The organism is Gillisia sp. CAL575, from assembly GCF_000403785.1.
GTDB lineage: Bacteria > Bacteroidota > Bacteroidia > Flavobacteriales > Flavobacteriaceae > Gillisia.
This window is the reverse complement of sequence record NZ_APHJ01000021.1, coordinates 342,593-363,637: the sequence shown is the minus strand read 5'-3', so window position 1 is coordinate 363,637 and position 21,045 is coordinate 342,593. Positions and strand designations below refer to the sequence as shown.

Here is a 21,045-nt window from a genome sequence, read left to right as displayed (position 1 = left end):
GGGTGATAGAAAAGATACATTTAGCTAATCAAACATTCATTTTGCATCATTCTGGTACTATGTATTGGGAAGAGCAGGAGATATTGCTAATTAGCGATGTACATCTTGGGAAGATCTCGCATTTTAGAAAATATGGAAGCGCTGTTCCGCAAGCTGCTATTTCAGAAAATTTCAGAAAAATGGATCAGGTGGTGGAATTCTTTTCACCAAAAAGTATTGTATTTATGGGAGATCTTTTTCATAGCTCTTTAAATATGGAATGGGATCTATTTACACAATGGATGGAAACTATAAATATTCCAGTGATCTTGGTGGCTGGAAATCATGATATTATATCTGAATTAAAATATGATGCGTTAGGAGTTAAGATTTATTCTGAAATTATTATTGGGGATCTCTTATTAACACATCATCCTGAAGAAAGACAAGGTTTTTTTAATATATGCGGACACCTTCACCCTGGATTCAAATTAAGAGGAAACGGAAGGCAAACGCTTCAGTTACGTTGTTTTTATCAAAATAAAGAACAACTAATATTACCCGCATTTGGTGAGTTTACGGGAAATTTCTGGATCTCACCAAATGAGGGAGATCGTATCTTTGCAATAACCAAAACAGAAGTTATTTCAGTTTTTTAAACTTTAGAAGTTATGAATAAGAGATTAGCTATTATCAATTTGTTATCGGTAATAACCGCCATTCTTGCCAGTTATTTTTCTCAGATAGTTGGGATTAATGGAAATACAATAGGTGGTTTAAGCGCCGAATATGACAATCTTTTCACTCCTGCAGGTTATGCTTTTGCTATTTGGGGACCTATTTATATAGCACTGTTAATATTTTCGATTTATCAGGTTTATAGTTGTTATTCAGATAAACCTAAGGATGGAAATGAGTTCAAGACCGGGCCTTGGTTTTATATTACGAATTTCGCAAATGCTTTATGGGTATTCGCATGGCTTTATGAGTATACTTTGATATCGGTTATTTTGATGCTTATAATGTTAGGCAGCCTAATTGCAATTATTATAAAAACTAATATGGAACGTTGGGATGCAACATTTAAGATCATAGGTTTTTATTGGTGGCCAATTTGTTTATATTCCGGATGGATCACTGTAGCAACTATTGCCAATATAACTGCGTATTTGGCTAAATTAGGCTGGGACGGAGGTATGTTTACCGAGGTGCAGTGGACTATGATCATGATTGCCGCTGCAACTGTAATTAATATTACAATTATCCATACCAGAAACATGAGAGAATTTGCTTTGGTTGGAGTATGGTCATTGGTAGCGATCTACGTAAAACAGCTTGATGAAAATAGTACATTAGCCTATGTAGGTTTAAGTGCCGCAGTGCTAATCTTTCTTAATATAGCTTATCATGGTTATGTTAATAGAAAAAGCAGCCCAATGCATAAAATGATGTCTGGAAAATTTTAGATCATACCTTTAATATCGTTTCCCCAAGTTGGGTAAGCATAGATCATGGTTTTTAATTCCTTGCAAGTTAATTTTCCGCACATTGCCATTACAAACATATTGATGATCTCGGAAGCTTCTGGACCAATTAAATGCGCCCCTAAAACAAGATCTGTTTTTTTATCTACTAGAGTTTTGTAAGCATATTCCTCTGTGTTCACTCTTTTTGCGTTAAACCAACCCGGAACTAACTTATGCTCTAAAGTATATTCATAGCCTTTTTCTTTAGCTTCTTTTTCTGAAAGTCCTACGGAAGCGATGTTCGGAAGTGTAAATACTACCGAAGGTTGTGGAGGAAAATTCACTTCTTCAGGCTTGTTTGGATCTAAAAGATTGGCAATCACAATTAATGCTTCTTGCGAGGAAAGAGGAGTTAAAGGAAGTCCTTCACTGTCTGATACATCTCCACAAGCATAAACATTTTCATTTGTTGGATTCTGAAGATATTTATTCACAGAAACCCCTTTTTTGCTAAAAGCAACATTCCCTTTTTCAAGATCTAATTCATCTATAGAAGGTACTCTTCCCGCAGTATTTATCACAAGTTCTGCTTTTTCTGAAATTTCCTTTCCCTCCTGTAAAGCAGTAACCCTATAGTTTTTTCTAAGCTTCTCTATTTCTGAAACTTCTGCATTAAAAATGAATTTTATCCCAAGCTTTTCTGAAGCGGTTACCAAATAACCAACCATATCCTCATCAAAATTAGTTAGAGGTCTGGGGGCTAGGTCCATCATAGTTACTTTTACTCCAAGACGAGCTGCCATATGAGCGAACTCCATACCAATATAACCAGCTCCTATAAAAATCATACTCTCTGGTAAATGTTCTAAATTTAAAAAGTCGTCACTTACAATAGCATGTTCTCTTCCCGGAATTTTTAGTTCCAATGGCCTTTGTCCTGTAGCAATCACAATTTTCTTAGCTATAATTGTTTTTCCCTCTACAGAGAGTGTGTTTTTATCTAAGAATTTTGGTGACTGATGAAACATAGTTACTCCTAGCTTTTCAAAATCCTTTTCTGTTTTTGCTGGAATGGCATCTACAAAAGTTTCTTTAAAAGCCATTAGATCTTCCCAACTGAATTCCGGCATTTTGGTAATACCAATACCTTTCATTTTATGAGCACGGTCTATAATTTCAGTAAGTCCGAGTAAAACTTTTTTAGGATCACAACCTCTTTGAGAACAAGTCCCACCAAATTCACGATTGTCTGCAATGGCAACTTTCCAGCCTTCTTTTACACAAGAGGTAGCTACTTTTTTACCAGCCGTTCCAGTTCCAATTACAAAAACATCGTATTCTTCAAATTTAGCCATGTTGCGATTTTTATTAATGCTTCGGAAATTACTTAAAAAGCATCGTTTATAATCTTGTATCCGTAGTTTTAGGCTGAAATTAACATCTTTAGCATTTTTAAAATTGGATTAACGAACATCTGTTTGTTGTCCTAATAGTTCTTACGTCACCCTGAATTTATTTCAGGGTTTAATACTGTATTCATTTATATCATGATGAGATTTTGAAACAAGTTCAGAATGACGTCCTTCTTTGGTTTAGGAGATTTCACGGATAGACAATTGATTTATTTTTAATAAACAGGTTACAAATAATTATTAAACTTTTGCGCGGGATGGATGCAGCGATTATCTTTGCGACAATGAGTAAATCTACTATTGCCCAAACACTTGCAAAGTCTCTGCAACAGCAGAAACTTGGGGATTTTATTGCCTCTTCTCAAAACAATCTTACAAAAATTCAATTAAAAGGACTGGTAGGATCTTCCTTGTCCTATGTGCTTTCTAATGCTTTTAGCACTGCAGAGCGACCATTTCTATTGATATTTAATGATAAAGAAGAAGCTGCCTATTATTTGAACGATCTAGAACAATTAATGGGGGATAAGAATGTGCTTTTTTATCCTGGAAGTTATCGGAGGCCTTATGAACTTGAGGAAACAGATAATGCCAATGTGCTTTTAAGAGCAGAGGTTCTAAACCGCATTAATTCTCGAAAAAAACCAGCACTTATAGTTACGTATCCGGATGCTTTATTCGAGAAAGTAGTTACTAGAAAAGAATTAGAAAAGAGCACTTTGAAGATCGCAGTTGGAGACCAACTTTCTTTAGATTTTGTAAATGAAGTGTTGTTTGAATATAAATTCACGCGAGTAGATTTTGTGACCGAACCGGGAGAATTTTCTGTGCGTGGTGGAATTATAGATGTGTTTTCCTTCAGTAATGACGAGCCGTATAGAATAGAATTCTTCGGGAATGAAGTAGATAGCATTCGAAGTTTCGATGTGGAAACTCAACTTTCAACAGAAAAAGTTAATAAGATCTCTGTAATGCCAAATGTAGAACACAAACGTTTGGATGAGGTTAGAGAAAGCTTTTTAAAATACATTTCAGAAAAAACAATTGTCTTTATCAAAAATCCGGAATTGCTTTCCGGAGAAATGGATAAATTATTTGGGAAAGCAGAAGAAGCTTTTACCAAATTAGGAGATGATATTAAACATAATAAACCCGAAGAATTATTTTGTTCCTCCGGCCTTTTAACAGAGCAACTCGAAGAATTTAGAGTTGTAAATCTGGGGAACATAAATAATCTCCGAAAGAAATCCAGCACTTCTGTTGAAGATGCCGGGGAAATAATAGAATTCCATACCAAGCCGCAACCTTCATTTAATAAACAGTTCGACTTATTAATAGATAACCTGATCGAGAATCAGGAAGCCGGTTATACCAATTATATCTTTTGTGTGAGCGAGCAGCAAGCCAAGAGATTTCATGATATTTTTGAAGATCAGGAACGGGAAGTGAAATATAAAACCGTGGTGCTTTCCATGTATCAAGGTTTTATAGATGAAGATTCTAAAATGGTTTGTTATACAGACCATCAGATCTTTGAGCGCTATCATAAATTCCATTTAAAGAATGGCTATGCTAAGAAGCAAGCTATCACTTTACAAGAGCTTACCAACTTAGAAGTTGGAGATTACGTGACTCACATAGATCACGGAATTGGAAAATTTGGCGGACTCCAGAAGATAGATGTGGAAGGGAAAATGCAGGAAGCCATTAAATTGTTTTATGGGGAGCGGGATATTTTATACTTGAGCATTCACTCGCTTCATAAGATCTCCAAATTCAACGGAAAAGACGGGAAACCTCCAAAAATATATAAACTAGGTAGTAATGCCTGGAAAAATTTAAAGCAGAAAACCAAGGCTAGAGTTAAGCATATCGCTTATAATCTAATTGAATTATATGCGAAAAGAAGAACTCAGCAAGGTTTTCAATATGGGCCGGATTCTTACTTGCAATTAGAGTTGGAAGCTTCATTTTTATATGAAGATACTCCAGATCAAAGCACGGCTACTGCTGCAGTGAAAGAAGATATGGAAAGTCCGAGACCTATGGACCGTTTGGTTTGTGGGGATGTGGGATTTGGTAAAACCGAAGTTGCTATTCGTGCAGCATTTAAAGCAGTAGATAATGGAAAACAGGTAGCCATTTTAGTGCCGACTACGATTCTAGCTTTTCAGCATCATAAAACCTTTACAGAAAGGCTTAAAGATTTCCCTGTAACAGTAGATTATCTAAATAGATTTAGAACGGCAAAGGAACGCAGGGAAACCTTAGAAGACCTAGAAAATGGAAAAGTGGATATCATTATTGGGACACATCAGTTAGTAAGCAAAGCCGTAAAATTTAAAGATCTTGGGTTGTTGGTGGTAGATGAAGAACAAAAATTCGGGGTTGCTGTAAAGGATAAACTGAAGACTATCAAGGAAAATGTAGATACACTTACTCTAACCGCAACGCCAATTCCGCGTACACTTCAATTCAGTTTAATGGCAGCAAGAGATCTTTCAACCATTACTACGCCACCACCAAACAGATATCCTATAGAAACCAATGTGGTCCGTTTTTCAGAAGAAACCATTCGAGATGCTATTTCTTATGAAATTCAGCGTGGGGGACAGGTTTTCTTTATTCACAACAGAATTGAAAATATCAAGGAAGTTGCAGGGATGATCCAGCGTTTGGTGCCAGATGCTAAAGTTGGCGTGGGACATGGACAAATGGAGGGGAAGAAACTAGAGAATTTGATGCTCAGTTTTATGAATAGTGAATTTGATGTGCTGGTTTCTACCACGATCATAGAAAGTGGATTAGATGTTACCAATGCGAATACCATCTTTATAAATAATGCAAATAACTTCGGACTTTCAGATCTACACCAGATGCGAGGGAGAGTAGGAAGAAGCAATAAAAAAGCTTTTTGTTATTTTATTACGCCGCCATATTCTGCAATGACAGACGATGCCAGAAAAAGAATTACTGCTTTAGAGCAATTTTCTGATCTTGGAAGCGGAATTAACATCGCCATGAAGGATCTTGAAATCCGCGGAGCAGGAGATCTTCTTGGAGGAGAACAAAGCGGATTTATTAGTGATATTGGTTTTGATACCTATCAGAAAATATTGAATGAGGCGATTGAAGAATTAAAAGAAAATGAATTTAAAGATCTGTATGAGCAAACTGAAGATGTAGATCAGAAAGTATTTGTTAAGGACACTCAAATAGATACCGATTTCGAATTGTTGTTCCCAGATGATTATATAAATAATATTTCCGAAAGACTGAGTCTTTACACCAAGCTGAACAACTTGAAGACCGAAGAAGAGCTTCAGAAATTTGAAGCAGATCTGGAAGATCGTTTTGGAGAATTACCAACTCAGGCGGTAGATCTTTTGAATAGTGTGCGAATTAAATGGATCGCTTCTCATATAGGTTTAGAAAAAGTGATCATGAAAAAAGGCAAATTGATCGGATACTTTATAGCAGATCAACAATCTAAATTTTACCATACTCCAACTTTCTCTAAAGTATTACAATATGTACATTCTCATACACATTCTTGTACAATGAAAGAAAAGCAAACCAGAGCAGGTTTAAGATTATTGCTAACTTTTGAAAAGATATCTTCTATAGAAAAAGCTTTAAAAGTATTGGAACCCTTAGATTTTAGAGTGAAAGTGGAGGAAGAGGCGAAGGTTTAAATTTTACTCTTCCATCATTTTGGATGAATGCCACCTTCCTTAAAAAACAGGGAAGGAGCAAAAGTTTAAATTAAGATTGAGAAAAGCATTTTCCAAATGCTCAGTTTTTTCTCCCCACGTATTATTAATATGGATGCTCGAAGTGACGTACAGTAACCAGAAATTTTAGTTGGCGCTGAGTGGAGACCTTATCAAGCTTTAGAAAAGCATTGTTTATTTTTTTTTTTGCTCCCCGCCTATTTTTAGGAGGGGTGCTCGAAGAGCGGGGAGGTCATTTATTTAAAATTATCTTTTATTTCTTGTAATACAGATTGTAAATTATCGAATACTAATTTATTCTCAAATCTAATTACTCGAAAACCTAATTCTTCTAATATTTTAGTTCGATTTTCATCCTTTTCTTGTGCAGTTGGATTTAAATGGACTTGTCCGTCAAGTTCAATGATTAGCCTTTCTTCTGGACAATAAAAATCTACTATAAAGTTTTCAATACTATGTTGTCTTCTAAATTTCCTTCCCTCCAGTTTCCGTTGTTGTAATTGTTTCCAAAGAAAGGCTTCCGCTGAGGTTAGATTTTTCCTGAGTTCTTTCCTATATGGCTCTAGGTGTTTTCTGTTATGAATCTTTTTATTCATGATTGTAGCTTTTACCCTTCCGACATTCCTGCGGAACGCCACCTTCCCTAGAAAATAGGGAAGGAGCAAAATAAATGTTATCTAAAAATATAAAAAAGCATTCTCTAAATGCTCTATTTTGGTACCCGACTTATTCTTAATGATAGCAATAATATCAAATCGAACCTCTACATCAAGATTATGTTCTGTCACAAAAAAGTCGACAGCTTTAACTAGGTTCTGGATTTGTTTGCCTTTTACAAAATCCTGTGGATTCCCAAAATCTGGAGTGCTGCGAGTTTTAACTTCTATTATAGCCAAAACATCCTTTTTTCTGGCAATAATATCTACTTCTGCTTTTTGATATCTAAAATTTCGGACTACGATCTTATATCCGTGTTTTAAAAGGTATGAAACCGCTAAGTCCTCTCCCTTTTTACCGAGTTCGTTGTGAGATGCCATTTATTGTACATTGTTGTTTCATAGGGAAATAATAATGACTTAAATGTACTGTTTTTCAGTAAACTACATAATATTCGATCTTGAAGCTTAACTAAGATTTAAATAATATGGCTTTAACCTTGAGATCCATATCTTTAATTTCTTCAGGAGTAGCTTTCATGATATGATCTCCGTAAAATTTGTTTTTTGGCTCCTTTTCTGGCGCAAGAAACACATGAATACTAGATTTCTCCAATTTTCCATCATTCCATAAGGTTGCTCCACTATAATCCCATCCAAATCCATAGAAAGAAATTGGTTTCTGATTCATTTGGGTCAACTCATCGTAGGTAGATCCTATTTTTATTGAGGTCTTACTTTTCCATTTTCCGTTGGTGTCCATTCTAATATCCTCTATCTGAGTTCTATTCTTATCTTTCCAAGTAATATGCAACTCATCTGGAGAATTAGGTGAGATCACAGTATAAGCGCGTTCTTCGGTCCCTTCTTCAAATAAACCAACATCTTCAGTGATCACTTCATTTGGAAAAGCATCTTTAATGCTTGCGGCATTCATCTCTAACAGATCTTCAACAAAAAATTGTTTAGAAGTTGGTCCCGCTGTTGTGTTTTTGGATGAATTACAAGAAACAATGAGTAGAATAGCCGATAAACAGAAAAACTTGCGCATATTTTTTATTTTAGGCTAAAATGGAGTTCTAACAGGACATAGACATTGTCTTTTGCAATAATTTAACGCTTAGTATTTAGCAGTTGCTTACCTTTGCAGCCTTTAATCCCTCACTGAGGGTTTTAATTTATCATCCCAATAGCTATTGGGATGCCTGAATTTATTAAAAGTGTTTTCCTCCCGGGAAATCGGGATATATTTCTTGGGCTTAGCCCAAGATTATTAATTAAATTATAGAAGCTAATGAGCAATTCACCACAACGATATACTATTACCGCAGCATTACCTTATACCAACGGGCCAATTCATATTGGGCATTTAGCAGGGGTTTATGTGCCTGCAGATATTTATGCAAGATATTTAAGAATGCAAGGAAAAGATGTGGCTTTTGTATGTGGAAGTGATGAACATGGAGTTGCTATCCCAATGAAAGCTAAGAAGGAGGGAATTACGCCACAGCAGTTAATAGATAAGTATCATGGCATTATTAAGCAATCCTTCGTGGATTTTGGTGTTACTTTCGATAATTATTCCAGAACATCCAGTAAGATCCATCATGACACGGCTTCAGAATTTTTTAAGAAGTTATATGAAGACGGAAAATTTATAGAAGAAACTACCGAGCAGTTATACGATATAGAAGCAAATCAATTTTTAGCGGATAGATTTGTTACTGGGACTTGCCCAAAATGTGGAAATCCAGAAGCTTATGGCGATCAATGTGAAAGTTGTGGAAGTTCCTTAAACGCTACAGACCTTATTAATCCTAAGTCTGCTATTACAGGTGCCGTTCCTAGCATGAAAGAGACCAGACACTGGTTTTTGCCTTTAGATCAATATGAAGATTTCTTGAGGGAATGGATCCTGAAAGGGCATAAAAAAGATTGGAAAGCTAATGTTTACGGACAAGTAAAATCTTGGGTAGATGAAGGATTAAGAGCACGTGCCGTAACTCGGGATCTAGACTGGGGAATTCCTGTGCCGGTTGAAGGAGCAGATGGAAAAGTACTTTATGTATGGTTTGATGCTCCAATTGGGTATATCTCGGCTACTAAAGAATGGGCAGCTCGTGAAGGAAAGAATTGGGAAGATTACTGGAAAAAAGAAGACACTAAAATGGTGCATTTTATAGGAAAGGATAATATAGTGTTTCACTGTATTATATTTCCAATTATGCTGAAAGCAGAAGGAAGCTATATTCTTCCTGAAAATGTGCCAGCTAACGAATTCTTGAATTTGGAAGGGAAAAAGCTTTCCACTTCTAAGAATTGGGCGGTTTGGTTACATGAATATTTAGAAGATTTTCCAAATCAGCAAGATGTGTTAAGGTATACTCTTACCGCCAACGCGCCAGAAACTAAGGATAACGATTTTACCTGGAAAGATTTTCAGGCTAGAAATAATAATGAGTTGGTTGCGATCTTCGGAAATTTCATCAATCGTGCAGTCGTGCTTACAGATAAATATTATGAAGGAGTAGTTCCAGCACCGGGAGAATTCTCTGAAGTTGATGAGCAAACCTTAGCAACAGTTAAGGCATATCCAGCTGTGATCGCAAGCTCTATAGAGCGATACAGGTTTAGAGAGGCACAAGGAGAACTTATGAATTTAGCAAGATTAGGTAATAAATATTTAGCCGATGAAGAGCCTTGGAAAGTGGTTAAAACAGATCCAGACCGAGTGAAAACAGTAATGTTTGTAGCGCTTCAGATCTCTGCTGCTTTAGCGACTTTGAGTGAGCCTTTCTTACCTTTTACTTCAGAGAAATTAAAAGCTATTTTAAATATCTATTCTGAAGAAGGAGCTCCTAAATGGGACGAAGTTTCAGAAAAAGACACGTTAATTCCCGCAGGACATACTATTGGAAAAGCAGAATTGCTTTTCAGTAAAATTGAAGACGAACAAATTCAGCAACAATTAGATAAATTGGAAGCTACAAAAGCCGCTAATGAAGCCGATAATAAAATAGCAGAACCACAAAAAGAAGAATCTACTTTTGAAGATTTCACTAAAATGGATCTTCGTGTTGGGACCATTGTTGAAGCTTCTAAAATGCCAAAAGCGGATAAACTTTTAGTTTTAAAAGTAGATACAGGTTTAGATGTTAGAACCATCGTATCAGGAATTGCTAAAAGTTTTAAAGCTGAAGAGATTATTGGTAAGAAAGTTACTGTGTTGGTGAATCTAGCTCCGCGAAAATTACGTGGTGTTGAAAGCCAAGGAATGATCTTAATGACCGAGAATGCTGAGGGGAAATTGGTTTTCTTAAACCCAGATGAAGAAGGTGTGAAGAATGGGACTATTATTAGTTAGTTCTCGATTCCGCTCGAACTGACAGTATCGATTTATAATAACAATAAAATGTCACCTCGAGCGGAGTCGAGAGGTTTCAATCTAATCCACTTAAAAGTTAAATGCTTAAAATAGCTTACCATCCTATTTTTAAACATCCTTTACCAGATGGACATCGGTTTCCGATGGAAAAATATGATCTGCTACCAAAGCAATTGCTCCACGAAGGAACTTGTACCAAGGAGAATTTCTTTGAACCAGAACTACCTGAAATATCTAATATTTTGACGGTTCACAGTCAGGAATATGTAAACAATCTATTGAGTCTTACTATTGAAAAACGAGCTGCCAGAAAAATCGGCTTTCCTCTTTCCAAAGAGCTTATTCAGAGAGAACTTATTATTGCAGATGGAACTATGAAAGGCTGTGATTATGCTTTAGAACATGGGGTTGCAATGAATATTGCAGGAGGAACTCATCATGCCTACTCCAGTCATGGGGAAGCTTTTTGTTTATTGAATGATCAAGCCATTGCTGCTCGATACATTCAGAAGGAAAAAGGAATTAAGAAGATTCTAATTGTAGATTTGGATGTGCATCAGGGAAATGGAACCGCAGAGATCTTTCAAAATGATGCTTCAGTTTTCACCTTCTCGATGCATGGAAAAAATAATTATCCATTCAGAAAGGAAATATCCGATTTGGATATCGAATTAGCAGACCAAACTGGAGATAAAGAATATCTTAAAATATTGAAACAAATTCTTCCAGAACTTATAGAAAAAGAGAAGCCAGAATTCATCTTCTTTTTAAGTGGGGTGGATATCCTGTCAACTGATAAATTAGGAAAGTTAGGTTGTAGCATTGATGCTTGTAAAGATCGAGATCGATTTGTTTTGCAAACTTGCCACGATCTCAAGATCCCGGTTCAAGTAAGTATGGGTGGTGGATATTCTCCAAATATTAAAATTATATTAGAGGCGCATGCGAATACTTTTCGTATGGCTCAAAAGATCTATTTTTAGATCGTTTCTATTATAAATAACAATCCTCTCTAAATAATTAAGCCTATTCTCTCATAATTATACTTCCTATTATTGATACTATTTTAAATTCTATATCTTAGAAGCAGATTAAAATTTTGATTTCAATATGAGCAGTTACCACATAAAAAATTTAGAGGAGTATTACCAAGTATATAGAAAATCGGTTCGAGATCCGGAAAATTTCTGGGCAGAGATTGCCGAAGAACATTTTGTATGGCGAAAACCATGGAATAAGGTATTGGATTGGGATTTTTCTAAACCTGAAGTTAAGTGGTTTGAGGGAGCTCAATTAAATATTACTGAAAACTGTATTGACAGGCATTTGGCTACTAAAGCTGATAAAACTGCAATTATTTTTGAACCAAACGATCCTTCAGAAGAGGCACAACATATTAGTTACAAACAACTACATGAAAAAGTTTGTGCTTTTGCCAATGTTTTGAAAGATCAAGGCATTAAAAAAGGAGATAGGGTATGTATTTATTTACCTATGATTCCCGAACTCGCGGTTTCTGTTTTAGCATGTGCACGGATTGGTGCAGTCCATTCTGTAGTGTTTGCAGGCTTTTCAGCAACTGCTTTGTCTACTAGAATCAATGATTGTGAATGTAATATGGTTATTACTTCCGATGGTTCTTTCCGCGGAACAAAAAAAATAGATCTTAAAGGAATTGTAGATGAAGCTTTGGAGAATACACCAACCATAAAATCTGTTTTAGTGGTGAAGCGTACAGAGGCAGATATTAATATGAAAGAAGGAAGAGATCATTGGTTACAGCCGCTTTTAGATAATGCGAGTAGGGAATGCCAGATAGAAATAATGGATGCAGAGGATCCGCTATTCATTTTGTATACTTCAGGGTCTACAGGAAGACCTAAAGGAATGTTGCATACTACTGCGGGTTATATGGTATATAGTGCTTATACCTTTAAAAATGTTTTTCAGTATAAAGAAGGCGATGTTTACTGGTGTACCGCAGATATTGGTTGGATTACTGGACATAGTTATATAGTTTATGGACCTCTGGCAAATGGAGCAACAACGTTAATGTTCGAGGGAGTTCCAAACCATCCAGATTTTGGGAGGTTCTGGGATATCATAGAAAAACATAAAGTGAACCAGTTTTACACAGCACCCACAGCTATTCGTGCCTTGGCTAAAGAGAAACTAGATTATGTAGAGAATCATGATCTTTCTTCACTAAAAGTTCTTGGAACTGTTGGAGAACCTATTAATGAGGAAGCTTGGCACTGGTATAATGACAATGTTGGCAAAAAGAAAAGCCCGATTGTGGATACTTGGTGGCAAACAGAAACTGGAGGGATCATGATCTCACCAATTCCATATTGCACACCAACCATTCCTACCTATGCAACCTTACCATTACCAGGGATTCAGCCGGCATTAATGGATGAAAAAGGGGAAGAGATAATGGGAGATCAAGTTGATGGTCGTTTGTGTATAAAATTTCCCTGGCCAGGAATGGCAAGAACGATATGGGGAGATCATAAGAGATATAAAGACACCTATTTCTCTGCTTTCGAAAACAAGTATTTTACAGGAGACGGAGCATTAAGAGATTCAGTTGGTTATTATAGAATTACAGGAAGAGTAGACGATGTGATCATTGTTTCTGGTCATAATTTAGGAACAGCACCAATTGAAGATGCTATAAACGAGCATCCCGCAGTTGCAGAATCTGCTATTGTTGGATTTCCGCATGATGTAAAGGGAAATGCACTTTACGGTTATGTAATACTTAAGGAAACTGGAGAGTCTAGAATTCATGATAATTTGAGAAAAGAGATCAATCAAATCATTACAGAACATATTGGACCTATCGCAAAATTGGACAAAATCCAATTTACACAAGGTTTGCCTAAAACAAGATCTGGAAAAATAATGAGACGGATCTTGCGAAAAATTGCTTGTAATGAAACAGATAGTTTGGGAGATACAAGTACGTTGTTAAATCCTGAAGTTGTGCAAGATATTATAGATCATGCACTATAGTCTATATTTTACAAGAAAAACATATAAATAAAAAGCTCCAAGATAATTTAATTTCTTGGAGCTTTTTATTTTGAAAAGTATTGAAAGCTTTTCGTCGAGAATTATTTTCCTAGCAGTAGTAATTCGCTACATACGATCTCTGTAATATACTTTTTCACTCCTTCTTTATCTTCATAACTACGGGAAGTCAATTTTCCTTCTATTCCTACTTCTTTTCCTTTTGGGACATAATTTTCTACCAATTCGGCTGTTTTTCCCCAAGCAACAATATTATGCCATTGCGTATCGGTTATTTTATCTCCTTTTGCATTTTTATAGGATTCATTGGTTGCCATGGTGAATTTTGCCAGGATTTTCCCTGATTCCAGATGTACGATTTCAGGATCATTACCTACGTTCCCGATCAATTGAACTTTGTTTCTTAAAGTGCTCATAACTATAGAATTTATTGCAGTTGAAAATCATTGGTTCATTTCAACAGGACAAATGTATATGAGCACTTCAGCGGTATTCGGTTGGGAAAGACTTGTTTTCGTTTACTTTCGTTTGTAAGTGTTTGTTGTCGGATAATTAAATAATCTAAGATGTATTTTTTCGTAATATTACTTAAGGAAGTAACGCGCTTCTACTAAGGGATTTTTATTTTTTCTTAACCGAATATAGATTTATGGTATTCTTAAACATTATAGAAACATCACTTCCGCTTACCAATCCGGTATTGAAGTTCTTGATAATCCTTATTATAATTCTAATTGCGCCAATATTTCTTGGGAAATTAAAAATCCCACATATTTTAGGTCTTATTATAGCAGGGGCAATCATAGGTCCTAACGGGTTTAATTTGCTGCTAAGAGATAGTAGCATTATTCTCTCTGGAACAGCGGGTCTTCTTTACATCATGTTTTTGGCAGGCCTAGAAATAGATATGGCCGAATTTAAACGCAACAGCGCCAAAAGTTTTCTTTTCGGAATGTATACTTTTCTAATTCCTATGATTATTGGAATATTAGTTGGTATTTATATTTTAGATTTTTCTACAATTACTTCCGTGCTGCTTGCAAGTATGTTCGCGTCTCATACCTTGATAGCATATCCAATTTTAAGCAAGTTTGGAGTCACAAAGAACAGAGCTGTAAATATTTCTGTGGGTGGAACAATGATCACAGATATCCTTGCCCTTTTAGTTTTGGCTGTTATTGTTGGTATGCATAATGGAGAAGTTAACATGCAGTTTTGGATTAAACTCAGCATTTCCATTTTAGTTTTCGGCTTTATTGTTCTCTATGTTTTCCCTATAATAGGTAGATGGTTCCTTAAAAAATATCAGGATAAAGTTTCTCAATATATTTTTGTGTTAGCCATGGTGTTCTTGGGTTCTTTTCTAGCAGAATTAGCTGGAGTAGAGGCGATAATTGGTGCTTTTCTTACTGGACTAGCATTAAATAGATTAATTCCTACTACCTCGCCTTTAATGAATAGAATAGAATTTGTTGGGAATGCTATTTTCATTCCCTTTTTTCTAATTGGAGTGGGAATGCTTGTTAATTATAAGGCATTTATTTCAGATTTTGAAACTATAAAAGTCGCTGCAGTTATGACCATTACAGCCACTTCTTGTAAGTATATTGCTGCTTGGCTCACACAAAAATCCCTTAATTTCAGCATTGATGAGCGTAGATTAATATTCGGACTGAGTAACGCACAAGCTGCAGCTACATTGGCAGCGGTACTTATAGGCTATAATGTTATTATTGGTGAAACCCCAGACGGAGAACCTATAAGGCTTCTAGGAGAAAGTATTTTGAACGGTGCAATTATTATGATTCTAATCACCTGTACCATTGCAACTTTTGTTGCTCAAAAAGGTGCACGAAATTTATCTTTATCTGGAACTCAAACTCTGGAAAGAGAAGAAAATGAAAATGAAGAAAGGATTTTAATCCCGATTAGCAACCCAGAAACTGTAGAAGAACTTATTAATTTTAGTACACTTATTAAGTCTAAAAGCAACAAGCATGGATTATATGCCTTAAATATTGTTTTAAATAACACCTCTACTGAGGAAGAGAATCAAAGAGCAAAAAAGATCTTGGAAAAAGCTGAAGACATGGCTGCTTCTACAGATGTATTTTTACAGCGATTATTGAGATATGATTTTAATATTACCAATGGGATTACAGGAGTGATTAAAGAAAATAATATCACAGATCTGGTGCTAGGATTTCATTCCGGAAAAGCGATATCAGAAAATTTCTTAGGTAAGCTGACCAATGGCATTTTATCAAATAGTGACGCTACAACTTTTGTTTACAAGGCAGTTCAACCAATGGCCACGATTAAAAGGCATGTAATAATAATTCCTGCTTTTGCAGAAAACGAAATTGGTTTTCGGTTTTGGTTGCTGAAGGTTTGGAATATTTCACGGAATTCTGGAGCAAAACTTCTTTTCTATGCACCTAGCAGAACTTTGGAAATTCTATTGGAAATTCAAAAATTACATCAGATAGAAGCAGAGTTTAAAAGCTATAATACATGGAATAATTTTTCGGAAATAGCTGCTGAGGTAATGGTAGACGATAATATAATTCTTGTACTTAGTAGAGAGAACCAAACTTCATATAATAAGGAAATGAATAAAACTTCAGATCTTATAACCACCTATTTTCCCAACAATAGTTTTATTTTGATTTACCCTAGACAAAATGGGGTTTCAGAAGAGGTTTTAATGGGTTTAAACAACCCATCTTTATTACCGCCCATAGAGAGGCTGGATAAAGCAGCTAAAGATATCTTTAATTATTTCAAAGGAAGTTCATAGATGAAGATCATGTAATTAGAATTACTATAAAAAAAATTCTATTTAATTACTCAAAGCAATAAACTAGTTTCAATGCAATATCAAGTGATCGAAGATCAAGAATTCAATAAAGTAGATTATACTAAAATTGCTATCCAAAAAGGAGAGTATGAATTATGCACATTTACAGGGTGTGATTTTTCGAATTCAGAGTTATCGAAGATCAAATTCATAGAATGTGAATTTGTTGGGTGCAACTTAAGTTCGGCAAATATTTTTGGAACTTCATTTCAGGAAGTGAAATTTGAAGAGTGTAAAATGTTAGGAATTAGATTCGATCTTTCTGATGGCTTCGGATTAGCTATAGAATTCACTAAGTGCCAATTAGATCATTCCTCTTTTTATCAGGTAAAATTGACAAACTCCATTTTTTTAGATTGTAAGTTGATAGAGGTGGATTTTACTGAAGCAAATCTTTCTAGTATTAAAATAGATAATTGTGATCTTGCAGGGGCTGTTTTTGAAAGAACCAATCTCGAAAAGGCAAATTTTAGTACTGCTTTTAATTATTCTATAGATCCTGAAATTAATAAATTGAAGGGAGCTTCTTTTTCGATGCCCGCTATTACGGGTTTGTTAGATAAATATCAACTTAAAATAGGGATTCAGTAATAATAAGTATCTTAAACCAATAATAATAAAGCCTTCAATATAAAATATATGATTTTTAAATCCTCCTTCAGTTTTCTTCTAATTTCACTTTTTTGCATTAGTTTGAATGCTCAGGAAACTGATAAAAAATTAGTCACCACAAAAGATTATGAACAAGCAGCAAAATTTCTTCCCTCAAATGTTTATCCTTTAGTAGATCTGGCTAGCGTGAAACCTGAATGGCTAGAGAACGGCAATTTTTTGTATCAAACCTCAAAAAACGGAGAATCTAGCTATATTCTAGTAGATACTAAATCTGGCAAAAAAAAGGAAGCTACTAATTTAGAGGATTTGCTAACTGAAAAACAAAAGAAAAAAATAAATATTCAAAAACCAGGATCAAGAGATGTTGTGGTTTCTCCAGATGGGAAAAAAGGCATTTTTATTAAGGACTGGAATCTATGGATGAGAGATTTAGATTCTCAGAAGGAAACTCAACTTACCACAGACGGGATTGAAAATTTTGGATATGCTACAGACAATGCGGGATGGCGAAAAAGTGATCGGCCAATCCTACTTTGGTCACCAGACTCTAAAAAGATTGCAACTTATCAACAAGATCAACGTCATGTGAGTGACATGTATTTGGTATCTACCAATATTGGTGCACCTAATTTACAAAGCTGGAAATACCCTTTGCCACAAGATGAAGATATTATCCGCATACATCGAGTTATTATAGAAGTAGATACTCCTAAAGTTATTCGTTTGCAATTGCCAGCAGATGCACGAAGAGGAACTTTATGTGATGATATTTCCTGCGAAGGCAGTTTCGATGATAATCAGTGGAATGAAGATGCCAGTAAATTGGTATTTGTTTCTACTTCCAGAGATCATAAAATTGCAGGGCTCAGAATCGCAGATGCGAATACAGGGGAAGTGCGAAATATTTTTACTGAAGAAGTTGAAACTCAGTACGAATCTGGTCAAGGCGCTATTAACTGGCGTTATTTGCCAAAAACAAATGAAGTGATCTGGTATTCAGAAAGGGACAATTGGGGACATTTATATCTCTATGATCTTGAAACTGGAAAATTGAAGAATCAAATTACCAAAGGAGATTTTGTGGTTACTCAGCTATTAAAAATGGATGAGAAGAACAGAAAATTGTACTTTCTTGCAAATGGAAAGGAAAAGGGGAGAGATCCATATTTCACTCATTTTTACAGCATAGACTTTAATGGGAAGAATTTAAAATTATTAACTCCTGAAGATGGAAATCACAGCGTTTCGCTTGCTCCAGATAGTAACTATTTTGTAGATACTTATTCACAGCCAAATGTTGCCCCAGTTTCAGTACTAAGAGATCTTAATGGGAAAATGATTACCGAATTAGAAAAAATTGATCTGTCTAGATTAGAAGCAATTGGCTGGCAAGCTCCAACTCCAATAAAAGTAAGATCTAACAATGATAAATGGGATTTATACGGACTTATGTTTGTTCCATCAGATCTAGATCAATCAAAAAAATATCCAGTTGTAAATTATATTTATCCAGGTCCGCAAGCCGGTGGAGTGGGAAGCAGATCTTTTTCTCCTGTAAGAAGAGATCATCAAGCCTTGGCAGAATTAGGGTTTATCGTAGTGGTAATAGATGGAACTTGTAACCCAGATAGATCTAAATCTTTTCATGATGCCTGTTATGGGAACATGGCAGATAACACTTTAGAAGACCAAATTTCTGGGATAAAGCAATTAGCTGAAAAATATGGATATCTGGATCTAGAAAGAGTTGGGATATGGGGACATTCTGGCGGTGGTTTTGCTACTGCATCTGCAATGTTCAAGTTTCCTGAATTCTATAAGGTTGGTATATCTGAATCTGGAAATCATGATAGCCGAAATTATGAAGACGATTGGGGAGAGCGATATATAGGACTTATGGAAGTAGATGAAGAGGGAAAATCTAATTATGACGATCAAGCCAATGCTTTATTAGCTAAAAATCTTCAAGGGAAGCTGATGCTTGCTCATGGAGGATTAGATGATAATGTGCCACCATACAACACGTATTTGGTGGTTGACGCTTTGATAAAAGCAAATAAAGATTTCGATCTGGTTATCTTTCCAAATGCAAGGCATGGTTTTGGGCAAGACTCTAATTACATGATGAGAAAAAGATGGGATTATTTTGTGACTCATTTAATGGGAGCAACTCCTCCAAAAGAATTCGATTTTAGTTCAAACTAATTATATTTAAGATTAATCGTCATGCTGATCCGAAAGCTATCGGAATTGTTTCAGCATCCCATTAAGTCTGAAGAAGACCCTGAATAAAGTTCAGGGTGACGAGATTGTCAAGTGTCTTATTGGACGACTAACAGACTTGCAAATTATATTTTTATTTAATTCTAGAAAAATGCAGTTTGAACCGAAAATTAAAAATTATAAACAGAAGGTTGAAGATAGTTTTAAGCTTCAGAAATTTATGGACTTTATTGGAGCGAAACTAGTTAAAGTAGAGCCTGGTTTTTGTGAGATTCATTTACCATATAATGAAAACCTTACTCAGCAAAACGGATATTTTCATGCAGGAATTATAAGTGCACTAGCAGATAATGCTGCAGGCTATGCGTCTTTATCGCTTATGGAGGAAGATTCGTCAGTTCTTTCTGTAGAATTCAAATTGAACTTGACCTCTCCGGGTATTGGAGATTTACTAATTGCCCGAGCCAACGTCTTAAAATCTGGAAGAACCCTTAGTATTTGCAGATCAGATGTTTTTGCAGTGAAAAATGGAGTAGAAAAACTCTGTGCTGCATCACAAGCAACTCTTATTCAAGTTAAAAAGGAATAAGAAAGTTCAATTGAACACTTATTAAATAATGTACAAATCTTACTAATTACGGGACTTTGATTGTATTATTACAATAATTAAAAAAAAGAAATCATGAAAAATTCATTTCTACTAGTGGCCTTTAGTTTATTGCTTAGCACTTCTGTGTTTGCATTTCAGGATATGAAGGATATTCAAATAGAAGTGATTCCAGTAAATGAGAATATTTATATGCTTAAAGGGGCAGGAGGTAATATTGGAGTTTCTATTGGTGAAGATGGAGTGTTTATGATTGACGATCAATATGCACAGATGTCTTCAAAAATTGAGGAAGCAATAAAATCGTTGAGTGATCAACCTGTGAAATATTTGGTAAACACCCATCATCATGGGGATCATACAGGTGGAAATTCTAACTTCGAAAAGAAAGAAACGCTGATCTTTGCTCACGAAAATGTTAGAAAGCGATTAAAAGAAGATGATAAAAACACGGAACAATCTGGATTACCCATTATTACTTTCTATCATAAAATGCAATTGCATTTAAATGGTGATGACATCTTGGTAGTTCATGTTCATAATGCACATACCGATGGAGATGCTCTTATTTATTTCCCAAATAGTAATGTGCTTCATACTGGTGATACTTTTTTTAATGGGATGTTTCCATATATAGATCTTAAAAGTGGTGGGAGTGTAGCAGGAGATATAGAAGCCGCAAGAGCTGGTTTACTTTTAATAAATGCCTCAACTAAAATAATTCCCGGACATGGTCCATTGGCGAGTTATGCTGATTATGAGAAGTATTTAAACATGTTAGAAGGAATACAGACCAACGTGAATGCTGCAATAAAGGAAGGGAAAAGTCGAGAGGAAATACTCGCAGATGAAAGTCTGACTAAAGATTATATTACAGATGCAGCGGCAGAAAAGTCTTTTATTAACGGGCCTAAGATCCGTGGTACTTATTACGATAGTTTAAAAAGTGAAGATTAAGTTATTATCTTATAAGAGAGAATTAAATAGAAATAATTTAAATAAAAAAGCTGCCTAAAACATAGAGATTTCAATGATTTAAAAGATAAAATTAAGAGGTTAAGGAAGGTTGTAT

General features: G+C 35.3%; 16 protein-coding genes. 11 read left to right on the top strand and 5 right to left on the bottom strand.

Going from position 1 to position 21,045, the window contains the following annotated elements:
* Positions 1-2: 2 nt before the first annotated feature.
* Both pdeM and I130_RS04395 read left to right on the top strand, forming a co-directional pair.
* Positions 3-638 carry a ligase-associated DNA damage response endonuclease PdeM gene (gene pdeM / locus I130_RS04400; RefSeq protein WP_034919857.1) on the top strand — a complete coding sequence of 212 codons (636 nt, stop codon included), beginning with the start codon at positions 3-5 and terminating at the stop codon, positions 636-638.
* A 12-nt stretch (positions 639-650) separates the two neighbouring features.
* Positions 651-1,445, top strand: a complete 795-nt coding sequence (locus I130_RS04395) for a tryptophan-rich sensory protein (protein ID WP_034919854.1) — start codon at positions 651-653, stop codon at positions 1,443-1,445.
* Here I130_RS04395 and I130_RS04390 read toward each other — a convergent pair.
* Positions 1,442-2,800: a dihydrolipoyl dehydrogenase family protein gene (locus I130_RS04390; RefSeq protein ID WP_034919853.1), complete on the bottom strand. Its 1,359-nt coding sequence runs from the start codon at positions 2,798-2,800 to the stop codon at positions 1,442-1,444. The genes I130_RS04395 and I130_RS04390 overlap by 4 nt on opposite strands.
* A 341-nt stretch (positions 2,801-3,141) precedes the next feature.
* Between I130_RS04390 and mfd the strand changes: the two genes are divergently transcribed.
* A complete protein-coding gene (gene mfd, locus I130_RS04385; protein ID WP_034920484.1) occupies positions 3,142-6,552 on the top strand; it encodes a transcription-repair coupling factor in 3,411 nt (1,136 codons plus the stop codon).
* Between the two features lie 275 nt (positions 6,553-6,827).
* Here the strand turns inward: mfd and I130_RS04380 are convergent, their stop codons facing one another.
* From I130_RS04380 to I130_RS04370, 3 genes are all read right to left on the bottom strand, one after another.
* Positions 6,828-7,187: an endonuclease domain-containing protein gene (locus I130_RS04380; RefSeq protein ID WP_034920483.1), complete on the bottom strand. Its 360-nt coding sequence runs from the start codon at positions 7,185-7,187 to the stop codon at positions 6,828-6,830.
* An 81-nt stretch (positions 7,188-7,268) separates the two neighbouring features.
* The gene (locus I130_RS04375; protein WP_034919851.1) at positions 7,269-7,628 is read right to left on the bottom strand and encodes a YraN family protein; all 360 of its coding nucleotides are present in this window, start codon (positions 7,626-7,628) and stop codon (positions 7,269-7,271) included.
* Between the two features lie 91 nt (positions 7,629-7,719).
* On the bottom strand, positions 7,720-8,298 hold the full coding sequence (locus tag I130_RS04370; protein ID WP_034919849.1) for a hypothetical protein: 579 nt from the start codon (positions 8,296-8,298) through the stop codon (positions 7,720-7,722).
* A 243-nt stretch (positions 8,299-8,541) separates the two neighbouring features.
* On the opposite strand from I130_RS04370, the gene metG reads away from it, so the two are divergent.
* The 3 genes from metG to acs all read left to right on the top strand — a co-directional run bounded on the left by metG (position 8,542) and on the right by acs (position 13,650).
* Positions 8,542-10,611: a methionine--tRNA ligase gene (metG, locus tag I130_RS04365; protein ID WP_034919847.1), complete on the top strand. Its 2,070-nt coding sequence runs from the start codon at positions 8,542-8,544 to the stop codon at positions 10,609-10,611.
* 101 nt (positions 10,612-10,712) lie between these two features.
* Positions 10,713-11,615, top strand: a complete 903-nt coding sequence (locus I130_RS04360; protein WP_034919845.1) for a histone deacetylase — start codon at positions 10,713-10,715, stop codon at positions 11,613-11,615.
* A gap of 127 nt (positions 11,616-11,742) precedes the next feature.
* Positions 11,743-13,650 (top strand): acetate--CoA ligase, encoded by a 1,908-nt coding sequence (gene acs, locus I130_RS04355; RefSeq protein WP_034919844.1) that lies wholly within the window; start codon positions 11,743-11,745, stop codon positions 13,648-13,650.
* A 101-nt stretch (positions 13,651-13,751) separates the two neighbouring features.
* On the opposite strand, the gene I130_RS04350 is transcribed toward acs, so the two are convergent.
* On the bottom strand, positions 13,752-14,084 hold the full coding sequence (locus tag I130_RS04350) for a single-stranded DNA-binding protein (RefSeq protein ID WP_034919841.1): 333 nt from the start codon (positions 14,082-14,084) through the stop codon (positions 13,752-13,754).
* A 233-nt stretch (positions 14,085-14,317) separates the two neighbouring features.
* Here I130_RS04350 and I130_RS04345 point away from each other — a divergent pair, with 233 nt between their 5' ends.
* The 5 genes from I130_RS04345 (at position 14,318) to I130_RS04325 (ending at position 20,930) form a co-directional block, all read left to right on the top strand.
* On the top strand, positions 14,318-16,468 hold the full coding sequence (locus tag I130_RS04345; RefSeq protein WP_034919839.1) for a cation:proton antiporter: 2,151 nt from the start codon (positions 14,318-14,320) through the stop codon (positions 16,466-16,468).
* A 72-nt stretch (positions 16,469-16,540) separates the two neighbouring features.
* The gene (locus I130_RS04340; RefSeq protein WP_034919836.1) at positions 16,541-17,119 is read left to right on the top strand and encodes a pentapeptide repeat-containing protein; all 579 of its coding nucleotides are present in this window, start codon (positions 16,541-16,543) and stop codon (positions 17,117-17,119) included.
* Between the two features lie 48 nt (positions 17,120-17,167).
* Positions 17,168-19,348: a S9 family peptidase gene (locus I130_RS04335; RefSeq protein ID WP_034919834.1), complete on the top strand. Its 2,181-nt coding sequence runs from the start codon at positions 17,168-17,170 to the stop codon at positions 19,346-19,348.
* Positions 19,349-19,517: 169 nt separating this feature from the next.
* Positions 19,518-19,955, top strand: a complete 438-nt coding sequence (locus tag I130_RS04330) for a PaaI family thioesterase (protein WP_034919832.1) — start codon at positions 19,518-19,520, stop codon at positions 19,953-19,955.
* Between the two features lie 93 nt (positions 19,956-20,048).
* Positions 20,049-20,930 carry an MBL fold metallo-hydrolase gene (locus I130_RS04325; RefSeq protein ID WP_034919829.1) on the top strand — a complete coding sequence of 294 codons (882 nt, stop codon included), beginning with the start codon at positions 20,049-20,051 and terminating at the stop codon, positions 20,928-20,930.
* Positions 20,931-21,045: the final 115 nt, after the last annotated feature.